Origin of the sequence: Pseudomonas sp. NPDC089401 (assembly GCF_044749485.1) — a bacterium.
In the GTDB taxonomy this organism is placed as follows: domain Bacteria; phylum Pseudomonadota; class Gammaproteobacteria; order Pseudomonadales; family Pseudomonadaceae; genus Aquipseudomonas.
The window spans coordinates 269,747-285,828 of record NZ_JBIVIA010000007.1 but is presented as its reverse complement, the minus strand read 5'-3'; the positions used below and the strand labels follow the sequence as shown (position 1 = coordinate 285,828).

Below are 16,082 nucleotides of genomic sequence, written 5' to 3'. Positions count from 1 at the left end.
GGCAAAAAAAAGCACCCCGAGGGGTGCTTTTTTTGTGCCGGCAATCCGCGCTTAGCGCTTCATGCTCTCTGGCAGGTGTGGCTGGATAGCGGTCAGTACGGCCTTGAAGCACTTGATGTTGCCCGCGACGATGTGGCCCTTGTCGAGGAAGTCGTGGCCACCGTTGAAGTCGCTCACCAGGCCACCAGCTTCCTGGATCAGCAGCACGCCTGCCGCCATGTCCCACTCGGACAGGCCCGACTCCCAGAAGGCGTCGAAACGGCCGGCAGCCACGTAGGCCAGGTCCAGGCTGGCGGAACCGGCGCGGCGGATGCCGGCAGTCTGGCCAGTCAGGGCGCGGAACATGCCCAGGTAGTTGTCCATGTCAGCCATCTGGTTGTCACGGAACGGGAAGCCGGTGCCCAGCAGGGCGCCGTCCAGGCTGGTGCGCGAGCTGACGCGCAGGCGACGGCCATTGAGCTGGGCGCCACGGCCGCGGCTGGCGGTGAATTCTTCCTGGCGAACCGGGTCGACGATCACGGCGTGCTCGAGGCGGCCACGGTATTTGCAGGCGATGCTGACGGCGAAGTGCGGGATGCCGCGCAGGAAGTTGGTGGTCCCGTCCAGTGGATCGATGATCCACAGGTAGTCCTTGCCTTCTTCGCCGGTGCCGGCGTGCAGGCCGGTTTCTTCACCTTGGATGGAGTGGTTCGGGTAGGCCTTGCGCAGGGCGTTGACGATGCTCTGCTCGGCGGCGCGATCCACTTCGGAGACGTAGTCCTTGGCCTCTTTCTCGTCGACCTTGATGCTATCCAGGCGTTCGATGGAGCGGAAAATCAGTTCACTGGCGCTGCGAGCGGCGCGCAGGGCGATATTCAGCATAGGCTGCATGGGCGGGTCACCTGGAGATGTTAAAGAAGAAAGCCGAACATTCTAGCAGAAAAGTTTGTCGGCAGAAGTGTCACATTTGCTTTCATGGCGTTACGCTGGTCGGTTCTGTAAGATCGAAAGCCCTCCAACCTGCATCTGTGAGCACAACACCTTGCTGCAAAATATTCGTGTTGTTCTGGTCAATACCAGCCACCCCGGCAACATCGGCGGCGCTGCGCGTGCCATGAAAAACATGGGCTTGTCGCGTCTGGTGCTGGTGCAGCCAAAAGACTTCCCCGCCGCGGATGCCAGCGCGCGCGCCTCTGGCGCCGACGATGTGCTGAGCAGTGCCCAGGTGGTCGACAGCCTCGAGCAGGCGCTGGTCGGCTGCAACCTGGTCATGGGCACCAGTGCCCGCGAGCGCAGCATCCCCTGGCCGCTGATCGGTCCGCGCGAGTGCGGTGCGAAGGCGGTCGAGCATGCGCGCGGCGGCGAAGAAATCGCCTTGGTGTTCGGCCGCGAACACGCCGGCCTGACCAACGAAGAATTGCAGCGATGTCACTTCCACGTGCACATTCCCTCCAATCCCGACTTCAGCTCGCTGAACCTCGCAGCTGCCGTCCAGGTGCTCTCCTACGAGGTGCGCATGGCCTGGCTGGCTGCCGCAGAAGCGCCGGGCAAGGTCGAGAAGGTCGATGCCAGCGAGCTGGCGACAATGGACGAAATGGAGCTGTTCTACGACCACCTGGAGAAAACCCTGGTGGACATCGGCTTCCTCGACCCCGCGAAGCCCAAGCACCTGATGCCGCGCCTGCGCCGGCTGTACGGGCGCAACGCGGTCGAGCGTACGGAAATGAGCATTTTGCGCGGCATCCTCACCGAGACCCAGAAGGTGGTCCGGGGCGAACCGCATAAAAGGAAGGACTGACAGATGTTCGAACGTCTGCGTGAAGACATTCAAAGCGTATTCCATCGTGACCCGGCGGCGCGCAACGCCTTCGAGGTACTGACCTGCTACCCCGGCATGCACGCCATCTGGCTGCACCGCCTGGGCAACGCCCTGTGGAAGCGCGACTTCAAGTGGCTGGCCCGTCTGGTGTCGAATTTCGGCCGCTGGATGACCGGCATCGAGATTCACCCCGGCGCCACCATCGGCCGGCGCTTCTTCATCGACCACGGCATGGGCATCGTCATCGGCGAAACCGCCGAGATCGGCGACGATGTCACCCTGTACCAGGGCGTGACCCTGGGCGGCACCAGCTGGAACAAAGGCAAGCGCCACCCGACCCTGGAAAACGGCGTGGTGGTGGGGGCGGGCGCCAAGGTGCTCGGCCCGTTCACCGTCGGTGCCGGGGCCAAGATCGGTTCCAACGCCGTGGTGACCAAGGCGGTGCCGGCCGGCGCCACCGCGGTCGGCATCCCCGGGCGGATCATCGTCAAGAACAGCGAGGACACCGAAGTCGAGGCCAAGCGCAAGGCCATGGCCGAAAAGATCGGCTTCGACGCCTATGGGGTCAGCGGCGACATGCCGGACCCGGTGGCCCGTGCCATCGGCCAGATGCTCGACCACCTGCAAGCCGTCGACGAGCGCCTGGAGGGCATGTGCGGCGCGCTGACCAAGATGGGCAGTGACTACTGCGCCAAGGAGCTGCCGAAGCTTCCGGAAGACGACTTCGCCGTGGAAACCCAGGCCGCCCAGCGCGACACTCAGTCGCATTGATTGCGCCGGGCCGAGGCCTTGCTGACATATGGGGCGTGTGCTCACGCCCCATTGCTGCTACACTCGCGCCCGCCTCTCCGATGCAAACCCGACTAAAGCAGTAGGTCTTATAGTTGACTTAAATGCTCGGGAATCGCATACTCGGACACATCCCGTAACTCCCGTGGTACCCATTAGCCATGCGACTGACTACCAAAGGCCGATACGCCGTCACTGCCATGCTCGACCTGGCATTGCACGCGCAGCATGGGCCGGTGTCTTTGGCCGACATTTCCGAGCGCCAGGGCATTTCCCTCTCTTATCTGGAACAGCTGTTCGCCAAGCTGCGCCGCAGCAGCCTGGTTTCCAGTGTGCGCGGCCCGGGCGGGGGCTACCAGCTGTCGCGAGGCATGGAAACCATCCAGGTGGCCCAGGTCATCGATGCGGTCAACGAATCGGTCGATGCCACCCGTTGCCAGGGCCTCGGGGATTGCCATGCCGGTGACACCTGCCTGACCCACCACCTGTGGTGCGACCTCAGCCAGCAGATCCACGAATTCCTCAGCGGCATCAGCCTGGCCGACCTCGTCATGCGCCGTGAGGTGCAGGAAGTCGCCCAGCGCCAGGACCTGCGGCGTGTCGCAGGCCGTACCGCCCAGCTGGACAAGATTGAGACGTCCGCCGTCGACTGACCTTAACCGTGACGAGCGACGCCACCGCCTGATAGGAGATACCCATGAAGTTGCCGATCTACCTCGATTACTCCGCTACCACGCCGGTCGACCCACGTGTCGCCCAGAAGATGGCCGACTGCCTGCTGGTCGACGGCAACTTCGGCAACCCGGCCTCGCGTTCCCACGTGTTCGGCTGGAAGGCCGAGGAAGCGGTCGAGAACGGCCGTCGCCAGGTTGCCGAGCTGATCAACGCCGACCCGCGCGAAATCGTCTGGACCAGCGGTGCCACCGAGTCCGACAACCTCGCCCTGAAAGGCGTGGCGCACTTCTATCAGACCAAGGGCAAGCACATCATCACCTCCAAGATCGAGCACAAGGCGGTCCTGGACACCGCTCGCCAGCTCGAGCGTGAAGGTTTCGAAGTCACCTACCTGGAGCCGGGCGAAGACGGCATCGTCACCCCGGCCATGGTCGAAGCCGTGCTGCGCGACGACACCATCCTGGTCTCGCTGATGCACGTGAACAACGAAGTCGGCTCGATCAACGACATCGCCGCCATCGGTGAACTGACCCGTTCGCGCGGCGTGCTGTTCCATGTCGACGCCGCCCAGTCGGCCGGCAAGGTCGAGATCGACCTGCAGAAGCTGAAAGTCGACCTGATGTCGTTCTCCGCGCACAAGGTCTACGGCCCCAAAGGCATCGGCGCGCTGTACGTCAGCCGCAAGCCGCGCGTGCGCCTGGAAGCCATCATCCACGGCGGTGGCCATGAGCGCGGCATGCGTTCGGGCACCCTGCCGACCCACCAGATCGTCGGCATGGGCGAAGCCTTCGCCATCGCCAAGCAGGAAATGGCCGCCGAGAACGTGCGCATCCAGGCCCTGAGCGACCGCTTCTTCAAGCAGGTCTCGGACCTCGAGGAGCTGTACGTCAACGGCAGCAAGACCGCTCGCGTGCCGCACAACCTGAACCTGAGCTTCAACTACGTCGAAGGCGAGTCGCTGCTGATGTCCCTCAAGGACATCGCCGTGTCGTCCGGTTCGGCCTGTACCTCCGCCTCGCTCGAGCCGTCCTACGTGCTGCGCGCGCTGGGCCGCAACGACGAGCTGGCGCACAGCTCGATCCGCTTCTCCTTCGGCCGCTTCACCACTGAAGAAGAAGTCGACTACGCCGCGCAGCAAGTCTGCATGGCCGTCAACAAACTGCGTGAGCTGTCGCCGCTGTGGGACATGTACAAAGACGGCGTTGACATCTCCAAGATCGAGTGGGCCGCCCACTAAGCAGTCGCCGGCAAGAGCGGCTACCTGATGAGGAAGGAATTGCACCATGGCATACAGTGAAAAGGTCATCGACCACTACGAAAACCCACGCAACGTCGGCAAGATGAATGCCGAGGACCCGGATGTCGGTACCGGCATGGTCGGCGCCCCGGCGTGCGGTGACGTGATGCGCCTGCAGATCAAGGTCAACGAGCAGGGCGTCATCGAAGACGCCAAGTTCAAGACCTACGGCTGCGGCTCGGCCATCGCTTCCAGCTCCCTCGCCACCGAGTGGATGAAGGGCAAGACCCTGGACGAAGCCGAAACCATCAAGAACACCCAGCTGGCGGAAGAACTGGCCCTGCCGCCAGTGAAGATCCACTGCTCGGTACTCGCCGAGGATGCCATCAAGGCAGCCGTGCGTGACTACAAGCAGAAGAAAGGCTTGATCTGAGCCGTCCGTTGCAAGGTAAGAGTCAAGGAGTTCCGATGGCTATCAGCATGACAGAAGCCGCCGCCAACCACATTCGCCGTTCCCTCGACGGGCGCGGCAAGGGTGAGGGCATTCGCCTGGGCGTGCGCACCACCGGCTGCTCGGGCCTGGCCTATGTGCTGGAGTTCGTCGACGAGCTGGCCGACGAGGACCAGGTGTTCGAGAACCATGGCGTCAAGGTGATCATCGATCCCAAGAGCCTGGTGTACCTCGATGGCACCGAGCTGGACTTCGTCAAGGAAGGGTTGAACGAAGGCTTCAAGTTCAACAACCCCAACGTGCGCGGTGAGTGTGGCTGCGGCGAAAGCTTCAACGTCTGAGGCTGGCTGTGGGTACTCCTTGTCATTTCGCCCTGTTCGACCTCCAGCCCGGCTTCCGCCTGGACCTCGACAAGCTGGCCGTTCGCTACCGCGAACTGGCCCGCGAGGTCCATCCGGACCGCTTCGCCGACGCTTCCGAGCGCGAGCAGCGGGTTGCCCTTGAAAAGTCCGCGGCCCTCAACGACGCCTACCAGACCCTGCGCAGTGCGCCGCGCCGTGCCCGCTACCTGCTGGCCATCGGTGGCCACGAAGTGCCCCAGGAAGTCACGGTCCACGACCCCGACTTCCTGCTGCAGCAGATGCAGTGGCGCGAAGAGCTCGAAGAGCTGCAGGACGAAGCCGACCTCGATGGCGTGGCTGTTTTCAAGAAGCGCCTGAAGGCCGCTCAGGACAAGCTCAACGAGGATTTCGCCGCCTGCTGGGATGTGCCTGCCGAGCGTGAACAGGCCGAGCGCCTGATGCGCCGCATGCAGTTCCTCGACAAGCTCGCCCAAGAAGTGCGCCAACTGGAAGAGCGCCTCGACGATTAACCCGGTGTCGCCCGTGATGACGCCTAAGGTATTCAGATAAGCATGGCCCTACTGCAGATCGCCGAACCCGGTCAAAGCCCTCAGCCGCACCAGCGCCGCCTGGCGGTGGGGATCGACCTGGGTACCACCAACTCTCTGGTCGCTGCCGTGCGCAGCGGTCGCAGCGAGCCCCTGCCCGATGCGCAGGGTAACGTCATTCTGCCGTCCGCGGTGCGTTACCTGGCAGGCCACAACGAGGTCGGCCTGGCCGCCCGCGAAGCCGCCTCCAGCGACCCGCTGAACACCGTGCTGTCGGTCAAGCGCCTGATGGGCCGCGGCCTGGCCGACGTCAAGCAGCTCGGCGAGCAGTTGCCGTACCGCTTCATCGGCGGTGAATCGCACATGCCGTTCATCGACACCGTCCAGGGCCCGAAAAGCCCGGTGGAAGTGTCCGCCGACATCCTCAAGGTGCTGCGCGAACGCGCCGAAGCCACCTTGGGCGGCGAGCTGGTAGGCGCGGTGATCACCGTGCCGGCCTACTTCGACGACGCCCAGCGCCAGGCCACCAAGGACGCCGCGCGTCTGGCCGGCCTGAACGTGTTGCGCCTGCTCAACGAGCCGACCGCCGCCGCCGTGGCCTACGGCCTGGACCAGAACGCCGAAGGCCTGGTGGCCATCTATGACCTGGGTGGCGGTACCTTCGACATCTCCATCCTGCGCCTGACCGCAGGCGTGTTCGAGGTGCTCGCCACCGGCGGTGATACCGCCCTGGGCGGCGATGATTTCGACCACGCCATCGCCGGCTGGATCATCGAGCAGGCCGGCCTGTCCGCCGACCTCGACCCGGCCACCCAGCGCCAGCTTTTGCAGGCTGCCTGCGCCGCCAAGGAAGCCCTCACCGATGCCGATTCGGTCAGCGTCGCCCATGGCACCTGGCAGGGCGAGCTGAGCCGCGCCGCGTTCGAAGCCATGATCGAGCCGCTGATCGCCCGCAGCCTGAAAGCCTGCCGCCGCGCCGTGCGTGACAGCGGCGTCGAGCTGGAGGAGGTCGCTGCCGTGGTGATGGTCGGCGGTTCGACCCGCGTGCCGCGTGTGCGTGAAGCCGTGGGTGCGCTGTTTGGTCGCACGCCGATGACCTCCATCGACCCTGACCAGGTGGTGGCCATCGGCGCCGCCATCCAGGCCGACACCCTGGCCGGCAACCGTCGCGAAGGCGGCGAACTGCTGCTGCTCGACGTCATTCCGCTGTCCCTGGGCCTCGAGACCATGGGCGGGCTGATGGAGAAGGTGATCCCGCGCAACACCACCATTCCGGTGGCCCGCGCCCAGGAGTTCACCACTTATAAAGATGGCCAGTCGGCCATGATGATCCACGTCCTGCAGGGCGAGCGCGAGCTGATCAGCGACTGCCGCTCGCTGGCGCGCTTCGAGCTGCGTGGCATTCCGGCCATGGTCGCCGGCGCCGCGAAGATCCGCGTGACCTTCCAGGTCGATGCCGACGGCCTGCTCAGCGTCGCTGCCCGCGAACTGGGGTCGGGCGTCGAAGCCAGCATCCAGGTCAAGCCGTCCTATGGCCTGACCGATGGCGAGATCGCCCGCATGCTCAAGGACTCCTTCGAACACGCCGGTTCCGACAAGCAGGCCCGCCAGCTGCGCGAGCACCAGGTCGATGGCGAACGCCTGCTCGAAGCGGTGCAGGGCGCCCTGGACGCCGACGGCGAGCGCCTGCTCAGCAGTGACGAGCGCGACGCCATCGCATTCCAGATGCAAGAACTACGTGATTTGCTGGCCGGCACCGATGGCGCTGCCATCGAGCAACAGACCAAGCGTCTGTCGCAGGTGACCGATGCATTTGCCGCCCGTCGCCTTGATTCGACGGTCAAAGCCGCACTGGCCGGGCGCAACCTGAATGAGATCGAGGAGTAATCGATGCCGCTGGTGACATTCCTGCCGCATGAGAAGTTCTGCCCCGAGGGGCTGACCGTGGAGGTACCGACCGGGACCAACATCCTGGAGCTGGCCCACGACCATCACATCGAGATGGAAAGCGCCTGCGGTGGCGTCAAGGCCTGCACCACCTGCCACTGTATTGTTCGCAAAGGTTTCGACTCGCTCGAAGAAGCAGACGAACTGGAAGAGGACATGCTGGACAAGGCCTGGGGCCTGGAGGCCCAGTCGCGCCTTGGTTGCCAGGTGGTCGTGGGTGAGCAGGACCTGACCATCGAGATCCCCAAGTATTCGCTCAACCACGCTGCCGAAGCGCCGCACTGAGGATCAGGGCATGAGTCTGAAATGGGTTGATGTACTTGAGATCGCCATCCAGCTTGCGGAAAGCAAGCCGGAGGTCGATCCTAAATATGTGAATTTCGTCGATCTGCACCGCTGGGTGCTGGCTCTGCCAGAATTCAGCGACGATCCGTCACGTGGCGGTGAGAAAGTGCTCGAGGCCATCCAGGCGGCCTGGATTGAAGAAGCCGACTAAGCGTGACGCTGCAGGTTAGGCAATCCCCTGGAACCCGCGTATAATTCGCGGGTTTAATTTTTCGTAACACTCATATTCTGGAGTTTTCCATGGCTGTTCAACGTACTTTCTCGATCATCAAGCCTGACGCCGTTGCCAAGAACGTAATCGGCAAGATCACCACCCGCTTCGAAGAAGCCGGTCTGAAAATCGTTGCCTCGAAAATCAAGCAACTGTCCAAAGCCGAAGCCGAAGGCTTCTACGCCGAGCACAGCGCTCGCGGCTTCTTCGGTGACCTGGTTGCCTTCATGACTTCCGGCCCGGTTGTCGTACAGGTTCTGGAAGGCGAGAACGCCATCGCTCTGAACCGTGAGCTGATGGGCGCCACCAACCCTAAAGAAGCTGCTGCCGGCACCATCCGTGCTGACTTCGCCGAGTCGATCGACGCCAACGCCGTTCACGGTTCGGACTCCGAAGCTGCCGCTGCTCGCGAAATCGCTTACTTCTTCGCTGCTACCGAGGTAACCACTCGCTAAGCGAAAGCTTACGGGTGAGGGTGAATCCATGACGACATCTACTGGCAAAATCAACCTGTTGGGGCTGACCCAGCCGGAAATGGAAAAGTTCTTCGACTCGATAGGGGAGAAGCGCTTCCGTGCCGGTCAGGTGATGAAATGGATTCACCATTTTGGCGTGTCCGACTTTGCGGCCATGACCAACGTTGGCAAGGTCTTGCGCGAAAAGCTCGAGGCCGTTGCCGAGATTCGCCCCCCGGAAGTGGTCAGTGAAGACATTTCCGCCGACGGCACCCGCAAATGGGTGATCCGCGTTGCCTCCGGCAGCTGCGTCGAGACCGTCTACATCCCCACCGACGACCGCGGCACCCTCTGCGTCTCGTCGCAAGCCGGCTGCGCCCTGGACTGCAGTTTCTGCTCCACCGGCAAGCAAGGCTTCAACAGCAACCTCACCGCCGCCGAAGTGATCGGCCAGGTGTGGCTTGCGAACAAATCCTTCGGGACCGTCCCTGCCAAGATCGACCGCGCGATTACCAACGTGGTGATGATGGGCATGGGCGAGCCCCTGCTGAACTTCGACAACGTCATCGCCGCCATGCACATCATGATGGATGACCTGGGCTATGGCATCTCCAAGCGTCGCGTCACCCTGTCCACCTCGGGCGTGGTGCCGATGATCGACGAACTGGCCAAGCACATCGACGTGTCCCTGGCGTTGTCGCTGCACGCGCCGAACGACGAACTGCGCAACAAGCTGGTGCCGATCAACAAGAAGTACCCGCTGAAGATGCTGCTCGAGTCGTGCATGGGCTACATGTCGACCCTGGGTGGCAAGCGCGTGCTGACCATCGAGTACACCCTGCTCAAGGACGTCAACGACCAGCCCGAACATGCGGCGCAGATGATCGAGCTGCTGCGCGACGTGCCGTGCAAGATCAACCTGATCCCGTTCAACCCGTTCCCGCACTCGGGCTACGAGCGGCCGAGCAACAACGCGATCCGCCGCTTCCAGGACCTGCTGCACCACGGTGGCTTCAACGTCACCACCCGCACCACCCGTGGCGACGACATCGACGCCGCCTGTGGCCAGCTGGTCGGCCAGGTCAACGACCGCACCCGCCGCAGCGAGCGCTACATCGCCGTGCGCCAGCTGTCCGCCGACGCTGAGCTGCAAGACAGCGCCGCGAGCCACTGAGACCCGGCCCCGTGAGCCTGCGCGCTGCGCTGTCGATCCTTGCGCTTTCGCTGCTGGCCGGCTGCGTGTCCGGCGGCGCGGGTGACCCTTTGGCCAATCGCCAGGGGCGGGCAGAGGCGGGGCGCGCCTTCACGCAACTTGGCCTGGGGTATTTGCAACAAGGTTTGACCGAACAGGCCAAGGCACCGTTGGGCAAGGCCCTGGCGTTGAACGCTGACGATGCCGGTGCCCATGCGGCCCTGGCCCTGGTGTTCCAGGCCGAGGGCGAGCCGGCACTGGCCGAAGCGCACTTTCAAAAAGCACTGGCCGCCCGCCCGGGCGATACGCGAATTCGCAACAACTTTGGCAGTTTCCTATATGCTCAGCAGCGTTTTGCCGAAGCCGAGCATATGTTTCGCCTGGCCAGTGCCGATACCCTGTATCCTGAACGCTCGCGCGTGTACGAGAACCTTGGCCTGACGGCCCTGAAGCTGGACAATCGCGACCAGGCACAGGCTTATCTGGGCAAGGCCCTGCAACTCAACCAGCGGCAACCCAGGGCGTTGCTGGAAATGGCTGAGTTGTCCTTCGAAAACAGGCATTATGTGCCGGCCCGGGACTATTACGATCGTTTCAGCCAGTTGAGCGATCACAATGCCCGCAGCCTGCTGCTGGGCAGCCGTCTTGCCCGGGTGTTCGACGAGCAGGGCACACTGGCCGACAGCGGCCAGCAATTACAACGACTTTATCCCGGTACGCCGGAATATCAGCAATACCTGTCGGAGCAACGATGAAAGCCGCGCATCCCGAAGTAGCAGCAGCGACTGGCCAGAACCCCGGTGAGCTGTTGCGCCAGGCCCGCGAGAAACGGGAGTGGTCGCAAGCCGAGGTGGCCCGCAAGCTCAACCTCACCGTAAGTTCGCTGAACCACGTGGAAACCGGCGCCTTCGACAAACTGCCAGGGCATACCTTCGCCCGTGGCTATATCCGTGCCTACGCCAAGCTGATGGACATGGACCAGGCACCGCTGGTCGAGGCCTTCGACCTGTACACCGGCACCCATGCCAAGGGCAGCGAAGTGCATTCGCTGGGCCGCATCGAAGAGCCGGTGCGCCTGTCGCACAACATCATGCGCGGCGTCACCCTGTTGCTGCTGGTGGCCGTGGTCGGCGGCAGCTTCATCTGGTGGCAGGACTCGGGCAGCCTCAAAGGCAAGGATCTGGCCAAGATCGCCCTGGAGCACGTGGAAGTCGAAAGCGCCGACGGCACCACCCAGATCCACCCCCTGGACGAGCCGGAAGACCAGGCCGTGACCGCGGGCCAGCAGCCTGAGAGCGCACCACTGCCGCTGGAGCCGGCTTCTACCGAGGCGGCTGCCGAAACCATCAGCGAAACCGCCCCGGCCGCAGTCGCGCCTGCGCCGGCCCAGCAGGCTCCGCTGCACGCTGCCGTGCCGGCACCGGCACCGGCACCAGTCCCAGCCCCGGCCCCGGTCGCCCCGAGCGCGCCAGTGGCCCCGGCTGCCAGCGTGCCGGCGGTCGCCGCCGCTGAGCCTGTCACCCCCGTGGCTGTGCCGGCGGGCAGTGCCAAGGTCGCCATCCAATTCACCGCCGATTGCTGGACCCAGGTGTCCGACGGCAGCGGCAAGGTGCTGTTCAGCGCCATCAAGCGCAAGGGCGACAGCCTGGAGCTGACTGGCAAGCCGCCGTTCGCGGTACGCCTGGGCTTTGCCCGGGGCGCCCAGGTCAGCTACAACGGCCAGGCCGTCGATGTTGCCCCGTTCACCAGTGGCGAAACCGCTCGCCTGAAGTTGGGACAGTAAGTCATGCACGGCGAATCTCCGATCAAACGTCGCGAATCCCGCAAAATCTGGGTCGGCAATGTGCCGGTGGGTGGCGACGCCCCCATCGCGGTGCAGAGCATGACCAACACCGACACCAACGACGTGATGGCCACCGTGGCGCAGATCCAGCGCCTGGTCGATGCCGGCGTCGACATCGTCCGTGTCTCGGTGCCGGACATGGACGCCGCCGAGGCGTTCGGCAAGATCAAGCAGCTGGTCAGCGTGCCGCTGGTCGCCGACATCCACTTCGACTACAAGATCGCCCTGCGCGTGGCTGAGCTTGGCGTCGACTGCCTGCGGATCAACCCGGGCAACATCGGCCGTGAAGACCGTGTGCGCGCGGTGGTCGACGCCGCCCGCGACCGCGGTATCCCGATCCGCATCGGGGTCAACGCCGGCTCCCTGGAAAAGGACCTGCAGAAGAAGTACGGCGAACCGACCCCGGCCGCGCTGGTCGAGTCGGCCCTGCGCCATGTCGAGCACCTCGACCGCCTGGATTTCCAGGACTTCAAGGTCAGCGTCAAGGCCTCGGACGTGTTCATGGCCGTCGAAGCCTACCGTCTGCTGGCCAAGCAGATCATCCAGCCGCTGCACCTGGGCATCACCGAAGCCGGTGGCCTGCGCTCGGGGACGGTGAAATCCGCCGTCGGCCTCGGTATGCTGCTGGCCGAAGGCATCGGCGATACCATCCGTATCTCGCTGGCGGCCGACCCGGTCGAGGAAGTGAAGGTCGGCTACGACATCCTCAAGTCCCTGCACCTGCGTTCACGTGGCATCAACTTCATCGCCTGCCCGAGCTGCTCGCGGCAGAACTTCGATGTGGTCAAGACCATGAACGAGCTGGAAGGGCGCCTGGAAGACCTGCTGGTGCCGCTGGACGTGGCGGTGATCGGTTGCGTGGTCAACGGCCCCGGCGAAGCCAAGGAAGCCCATGTGGGCCTGACCGGTGGCACGCCGAACCTGATCTACATCGACGGCAAGCCGGCGCAGAAGCTGACCAATGACAACCTGGTCGATGAGCTGGAAAAGCTCATCCGCCAGAAAGCGGCCGAAAAGGTCGAGGCTGACGCGGCGCTGATCGCCCGCAGCTGACACACAGATTCGAAAGGACTTTTCGTGAGCAAATCGCTGCAAGCCATCCGTGGCATGAACGACATCCTGCCAGAGCAGTCGCCGCTGTGGCGCTACTTCGAAGGCACCGTGGCCGGGCTGCTGGACACCTACGGGTACAGCCAGATCCGCACGCCGATCGTCGAGTTCACCGAGCTGTTCAAGCGCTCGATCGGCGAAGTCACCGACATCGTCGAAAAAGAGATGTATACCTTCCAGGACAACAAGGACTCGCTGACCTTGCGCCCGGAAGGCACCGCTGCATGCGTGCGCGCTGTGCTCGAGCACGGCATCATCGGTAATGGCCAGGTGCAGAAACTCTGGTACGTGGGCCCGATGTTCCGCCACGAGCGCCCGCAGCTTGGGCGCTATCGCCAGTTCCATCAGATCGGTGTCGAGGTGTTCAACCTGGCCGGCCCCGATATCGACGCCGAACTGATCATGCTCACCTGGCGCCTTTGGGCGTTGCTGGGCATCCAGGACGCGGTGACCCTGGAGCTCAACAGCCTGGGCACCAGCGAAGCCCGAGCGCGTTATCGTGACGCACTGGTCGAATTCCTCTCCCAGCGCATCGACCAGCTGGACGAAGACAGCAAGCGCCGCCTGCAGAGCAATCCGCTGCGGATCCTCGACAGCAAGAACGAAGGCACCCAGGCTGCCCTGGTGGGCGCGCCGAAGCTCGAAGAGTACCTGGACGAAGAGTCCCGTGTGCACTTCGAGGGGGTGAAGGCTCGCCTTGATGCGGCCGGCATCCCGTTCGTCATCAACACCAAGCTGGTACGCGGCCTGGATTACTACAGCAAGACCGTATTCGAGTGGGTCACCGACAAGCTCGGTGCCCAGGGTACGGTCTGCGCCGGTGGCCGCTACGATGGCCTGGTCGAGCAGATGGGCGGCAAGCCGACCACCGGCGTTGGCTTTGCCATGGGTATCGAGCGCCTGCTGCTGCTGATCGAAACCCTGGGCCAGGTGCCTGAGTCGATCAGCCGTACCCTCGACGTCTACCTGTGCGCCTTTGGCGAGCAGGCGGAGTTGGCTGGCCTGAAGCTCAGCGAGCAACTGCGTGATCGGTTGCCAAAACTGCGCCTGGCGGTCAACGCCGGCGGCGGCAGCTTCAAGAACCAGTTCAAGAAGGCCGACAAGAGCGGCGCGCTGTTCGCCCTGATCCTCGGCGACGACGAACTGGCCAAGCAAGAGATTGGCCTCAAGCCCCTGCGTGGCCAGGGCGAACAACAGAACATTGCCTGGGATGCTCTGGCTGAGCACCTGGAAACCGCGATCGCCCAGGCGTAACGCGGTTCAACAACGAATAGGCGAAAAGGAGTATTGGGGTGTCGAGTGTCGATGATGATGAACTGGCAGGCGTAAAGGACTGGTGGAACCGCAACGGCAAGCCGCTGCTCACCGGCGCCTTGCTGGCCGGTGTGGTGGTGCTGGGCTGGAACACCTGGCACAAGTACCAGAACAACCAGTCGCAAGGTGCCTCGCAGCTGTACCAGGCCTTGCTTGAAACCAGCTTGACGCCCAATGGCCAGCCGGACGCGACCAAGGTCGCCGAACTGGCCGGCAAGCTCAAGAGCGAATTCGGCGGCACCGCCTATGCCCAGTACGGCAGCCTGTTCGTGGCCAAGGTCGCGGTCGAGAGCGGCAAGCTCGACGACGCCGCTGCCGAGCTCAAGGGCGTGCTGGACAAGCCGGCCGACGTCACCCTGGGCGAGATCTCGCGCCAGCGCCTGGCGCGCGTGCTCGCCGCCCAGGACAAGGCCGAGGATGCCCTCAAGCTGCTCGACGGCGACGCCGACAAGGCCTTCCTGGCCAGCCGTGAGGAATTGAAGGGCGACCTGCTGGTGCAGCTGGGCCGTGCCGACGATGCCCACAGTGCCTACGAAAAAGCCAAGGCCGCGCTGTCTGACGAAGCAGCGGTCGGTGGCCTGCAACTGAAGCTGGATGACCTGGCCAAAGGGGACGCGTAAGTGATCGGTTGGAAACATGCAGCAGTGCTGACCCTGGCCGTACTGGCCGCGGGTTGCAGCAGCAACAGCAAGAAGGAACTGCCTCCGGCCGAGCTGACCAAGTTCACCGAAGAAGTGGTGCTGAAGAAGCAGTGGAGCCGTTCGATCGGTGACGGCCAGGGTGAGACCTACAACACCCTGGTACCGGCCATCGAGAACGACCGCATCTACGCTTCCGACGTCAACGGCGAAGTGTTCGCCCTCGACCGCATCACCGGTGACGTGGTGTGGAAGAAGGACCTCGAACTGCCGGTTTCCGGCGCGGTAGGCGTGGGTTACGGCCTGGTGATGCTCGGCACCCTCAAGGGTGAAGTGGTCGCCCTGGACTCCAGCACCGGTGAAGAGCGCTGGCGTTCGCGCGTGACCAGCGAAGTGCTGGCCCCGCCTGCCAACAACGGCGACGTGGTCGTGGTGCAAACCCAGGACGACCGCCTGATCGGCCTCGACGCCGCCACTGGCGACCGTCGCTGGATCTACGAAAACACCCCGGCCGTGCTGACCCTGCGTGGCACCGGCGCGCCGATCGTCACCAACCGCCTGGCCGTCGCCGGCCTGTCCACCGGCAAGGTGGTGGCGGTGGACATCAACAACGGCGTGCCGGTGTGGGAGAGCCGCGTGGCCATCCCGCAGGGCCGTTCCGAGCTGGACCGTGTGGTCGACATCGACGGCGGCCTGCTGCTGTCCGGTGGTACCCTGTACGTCAGCACCTACCAGGGCCGCGTCGCGGGCCTGGACCTGGAAAGCGGCCGTGTGGTCTGGCAGCGTGATGCTTCCAGCTATGTCGGTGTCGCCCAGGGTTATGGCAACGTCTACGTCAGCGAAGCCTCGGGTACCGTCGAGAGCGTCGACGAGCGCTCTTCCAGTGCCCTGTGGACCAACGATTCGATGGCTCGCCGCCAGCTGAGCGCCCCCGAGGTGTTCTCCAGCTACGTGGCGGTGGGTGACTTCGAGGGTTACCTGCACCTGCTGAGCCAGGTCGATGGCCGCTTCGTCGGCCGTGAGCGTATCGACAGCGATGGCCTGCGCGCCCGCCCACTCGTGGTCGGCGACACCATCTATGTCTTCGGCAACAGCGGCAAGCTCGAGGCACTGACCATCCGCTGAAGCTATGCTTGAAGCCTTGACGGGCTTCAAGCCGCGGCGCAGGAAACGCCGCCCGAACTCCGG

Annotated in this window: 19 protein-coding genes; 18 read left to right on the top strand and 1 reads right to left on the bottom strand. The window is 64.0% G+C overall.

Annotated features, from left to right (window positions below; translation table 11 throughout):
• Window positions 1-51: 51 nt before the first annotated feature.
• Window positions 52-870: an inositol-phosphate phosphatase gene (gene suhB / locus ACIP21_RS17940; protein WP_054887559.1), complete on the bottom strand. Its 819-nt coding sequence runs from the start codon at window positions 868-870 to the stop codon at window positions 52-54.
• Window positions 871-1,021: 151 nt separating this feature from the next.
• On the opposite strand from suhB, the gene trmJ reads away from it, so the two are divergent.
• From trmJ to bamB, 18 genes are all read left to right on the top strand, one after another.
• Window positions 1,022-1,777 (top strand): tRNA (cytosine(32)/uridine(32)-2'-O)-methyltransferase TrmJ, encoded by a 756-nt coding sequence (gene trmJ / locus ACIP21_RS17935; RefSeq protein ID WP_400690113.1) that lies wholly within the window; start codon window positions 1,022-1,024, stop codon window positions 1,775-1,777.
• A 3-nt stretch (window positions 1,778-1,780) separates the two neighbouring features.
• Entirely contained in the window at window positions 1,781-2,569 is a 789-nt protein-coding gene (gene cysE / locus ACIP21_RS17930; RefSeq protein ID WP_400690110.1) for a serine O-acetyltransferase, read from the top strand.
• 179 nt (window positions 2,570-2,748) lie between these two features.
• Window positions 2,749-3,240 (top strand): Fe-S cluster assembly transcriptional regulator IscR, encoded by a 492-nt coding sequence (gene iscR, locus ACIP21_RS17925; RefSeq protein WP_008092572.1) that lies wholly within the window; start codon window positions 2,749-2,751, stop codon window positions 3,238-3,240.
• Window positions 3,241-3,284: 44 nt separating this feature from the next.
• Window positions 3,285-4,499, top strand: coding sequence for an IscS subfamily cysteine desulfurase (locus ACIP21_RS17920; RefSeq protein WP_400690107.1), 1,215 nt, complete (start codon window positions 3,285-3,287; stop codon window positions 4,497-4,499).
• A gap of 46 nt (window positions 4,500-4,545) precedes the next feature.
• Window positions 4,546-4,932: a Fe-S cluster assembly scaffold IscU gene (gene iscU / locus ACIP21_RS17915; protein WP_003248539.1), complete on the top strand. Its 387-nt coding sequence runs from the start codon at window positions 4,546-4,548 to the stop codon at window positions 4,930-4,932.
• 35 nt (window positions 4,933-4,967) lie between these two features.
• The gene (iscA, locus tag ACIP21_RS17910) at window positions 4,968-5,291 is read left to right on the top strand and encodes an iron-sulfur cluster assembly protein IscA (RefSeq protein ID WP_003248536.1); all 324 of its coding nucleotides are present in this window, start codon (window positions 4,968-4,970) and stop codon (window positions 5,289-5,291) included.
• Window positions 5,292-5,299: 8 nt separating this feature from the next.
• Window positions 5,300-5,821 (top strand): co-chaperone HscB, encoded by a 522-nt coding sequence (hscB, locus tag ACIP21_RS17905; RefSeq protein ID WP_400690104.1) that lies wholly within the window; start codon window positions 5,300-5,302, stop codon window positions 5,819-5,821.
• A gap of 42 nt (window positions 5,822-5,863) precedes the next feature.
• Window positions 5,864-7,726, top strand: a complete 1,863-nt coding sequence (gene hscA / locus ACIP21_RS17900) for a Fe-S protein assembly chaperone HscA (protein WP_400690102.1) — start codon at window positions 5,864-5,866, stop codon at window positions 7,724-7,726.
• Window positions 7,727-7,729: 3 nt separating this feature from the next.
• Window positions 7,730-8,071 carry an ISC system 2Fe-2S type ferredoxin gene (gene fdx / locus ACIP21_RS17895; RefSeq protein WP_400690099.1) on the top strand — a complete coding sequence of 114 codons (342 nt, stop codon included), beginning with the start codon at window positions 7,730-7,732 and terminating at the stop codon, window positions 8,069-8,071.
• A 10-nt stretch (window positions 8,072-8,081) separates the two neighbouring features.
• The gene (iscX, locus tag ACIP21_RS17890) at window positions 8,082-8,282 is read left to right on the top strand and encodes a Fe-S cluster assembly protein IscX (protein ID WP_133326497.1); all 201 of its coding nucleotides are present in this window, start codon (window positions 8,082-8,084) and stop codon (window positions 8,280-8,282) included.
• A gap of 89 nt (window positions 8,283-8,371) precedes the next feature.
• Window positions 8,372-8,797 carry a nucleoside-diphosphate kinase gene (gene ndk / locus ACIP21_RS17885; protein ID WP_008092560.1) on the top strand — a complete coding sequence of 142 codons (426 nt, stop codon included), beginning with the start codon at window positions 8,372-8,374 and terminating at the stop codon, window positions 8,795-8,797.
• Between the two features lie 28 nt (window positions 8,798-8,825).
• Window positions 8,826-9,971: a 23S rRNA (adenine(2503)-C(2))-methyltransferase RlmN gene (rlmN, locus tag ACIP21_RS17880; protein ID WP_400690096.1), complete on the top strand. Its 1,146-nt coding sequence runs from the start codon at window positions 8,826-8,828 to the stop codon at window positions 9,969-9,971.
• An 11-nt stretch (window positions 9,972-9,982) separates the two neighbouring features.
• Entirely contained in the window at window positions 9,983-10,744 is a 762-nt protein-coding gene (pilW, locus tag ACIP21_RS17875) for a type IV pilus biogenesis/stability protein PilW (RefSeq protein WP_400690093.1), read from the top strand.
• The gene (locus ACIP21_RS17870; protein WP_400690090.1) at window positions 10,741-11,772 is read left to right on the top strand and encodes a RodZ domain-containing protein; all 1,032 of its coding nucleotides are present in this window, start codon (window positions 10,741-10,743) and stop codon (window positions 11,770-11,772) included. Before pilW ends, ACIP21_RS17870 begins: the two co-directional genes overlap by 4 nt.
• 3 nt (window positions 11,773-11,775) lie before the next feature.
• The gene (gene ispG, locus ACIP21_RS17865; RefSeq protein WP_110637517.1) at window positions 11,776-12,885 is read left to right on the top strand and encodes a flavodoxin-dependent (E)-4-hydroxy-3-methylbut-2-enyl-diphosphate synthase; all 1,110 of its coding nucleotides are present in this window, start codon (window positions 11,776-11,778) and stop codon (window positions 12,883-12,885) included.
• Between the two features lie 24 nt (window positions 12,886-12,909).
• The gene (gene hisS / locus ACIP21_RS17860) at window positions 12,910-14,196 is read left to right on the top strand and encodes a histidine--tRNA ligase (RefSeq protein ID WP_400690087.1); all 1,287 of its coding nucleotides are present in this window, start codon (window positions 12,910-12,912) and stop codon (window positions 14,194-14,196) included.
• A 38-nt stretch (window positions 14,197-14,234) separates the two neighbouring features.
• On the top strand, window positions 14,235-14,876 hold the full coding sequence (locus ACIP21_RS17855) for a tetratricopeptide repeat protein (protein ID WP_400690084.1): 642 nt from the start codon (window positions 14,235-14,237) through the stop codon (window positions 14,874-14,876).
• Window positions 14,877-16,019 (top strand): outer membrane protein assembly factor BamB, encoded by a 1,143-nt coding sequence (gene bamB / locus ACIP21_RS17850; RefSeq protein WP_400690081.1) that lies wholly within the window; start codon window positions 14,877-14,879, stop codon window positions 16,017-16,019.
• Window positions 16,020-16,082 lie beyond the last annotated feature (63 nt).

Bases quoted from the DNA above. Each gene is read 5' to 3' on its own strand.
- iscU (WP_003248539.1), top strand. From the start codon at position 4,546: ATGGCATACAGTGAAAAGGTCATCGACCACTACGAAAACCCACGCAAC.
- iscA (WP_003248536.1), top strand. From the start codon at position 4,968: ATGGCTATCAGCATGACAGAAGCCGCCGCCAACCACATTCGCCGTTCC.
- hscA (WP_400690102.1), top strand. From the start codon at position 5,864: ATGGCCCTACTGCAGATCGCCGAACCCGGTCAAAGCCCTCAGCCGCAC.
- rlmN (WP_400690096.1), top strand. From the start codon at position 8,826: ATGACGACATCTACTGGCAAAATCAACCTGTTGGGGCTGACCCAGCCG.
- iscX (WP_133326497.1), top strand. From the start codon at position 8,082: ATGAGTCTGAAATGGGTTGATGTACTTGAGATCGCCATCCAGCTTGCG.
- suhB (WP_054887559.1), bottom strand. From the start codon at position 870: ATGCAGCCTATGCTGAATATCGCCCTGCGCGCCGCTCGCAGCGCCAGT.
- ACIP21_RS17920 (WP_400690107.1), top strand. From the start codon at position 3,285: ATGAAGTTGCCGATCTACCTCGATTACTCCGCTACCACGCCGGTCGAC.
- ispG (WP_110637517.1), top strand. From the start codon at position 11,776: ATGCACGGCGAATCTCCGATCAAACGTCGCGAATCCCGCAAAATCTGG.
- fdx (WP_400690099.1), top strand. From the start codon at position 7,730: ATGCCGCTGGTGACATTCCTGCCGCATGAGAAGTTCTGCCCCGAGGGG.
- iscR (WP_008092572.1), top strand. From the start codon at position 2,749: ATGCGACTGACTACCAAAGGCCGATACGCCGTCACTGCCATGCTCGAC.
- ACIP21_RS17870 (WP_400690090.1), top strand. From the start codon at position 10,741: ATGAAAGCCGCGCATCCCGAAGTAGCAGCAGCGACTGGCCAGAACCCC.
- ndk (WP_008092560.1), top strand. From the start codon at position 8,372: ATGGCTGTTCAACGTACTTTCTCGATCATCAAGCCTGACGCCGTTGCC.
- cysE (WP_400690110.1), top strand. From the start codon at position 1,781: ATGTTCGAACGTCTGCGTGAAGACATTCAAAGCGTATTCCATCGTGAC.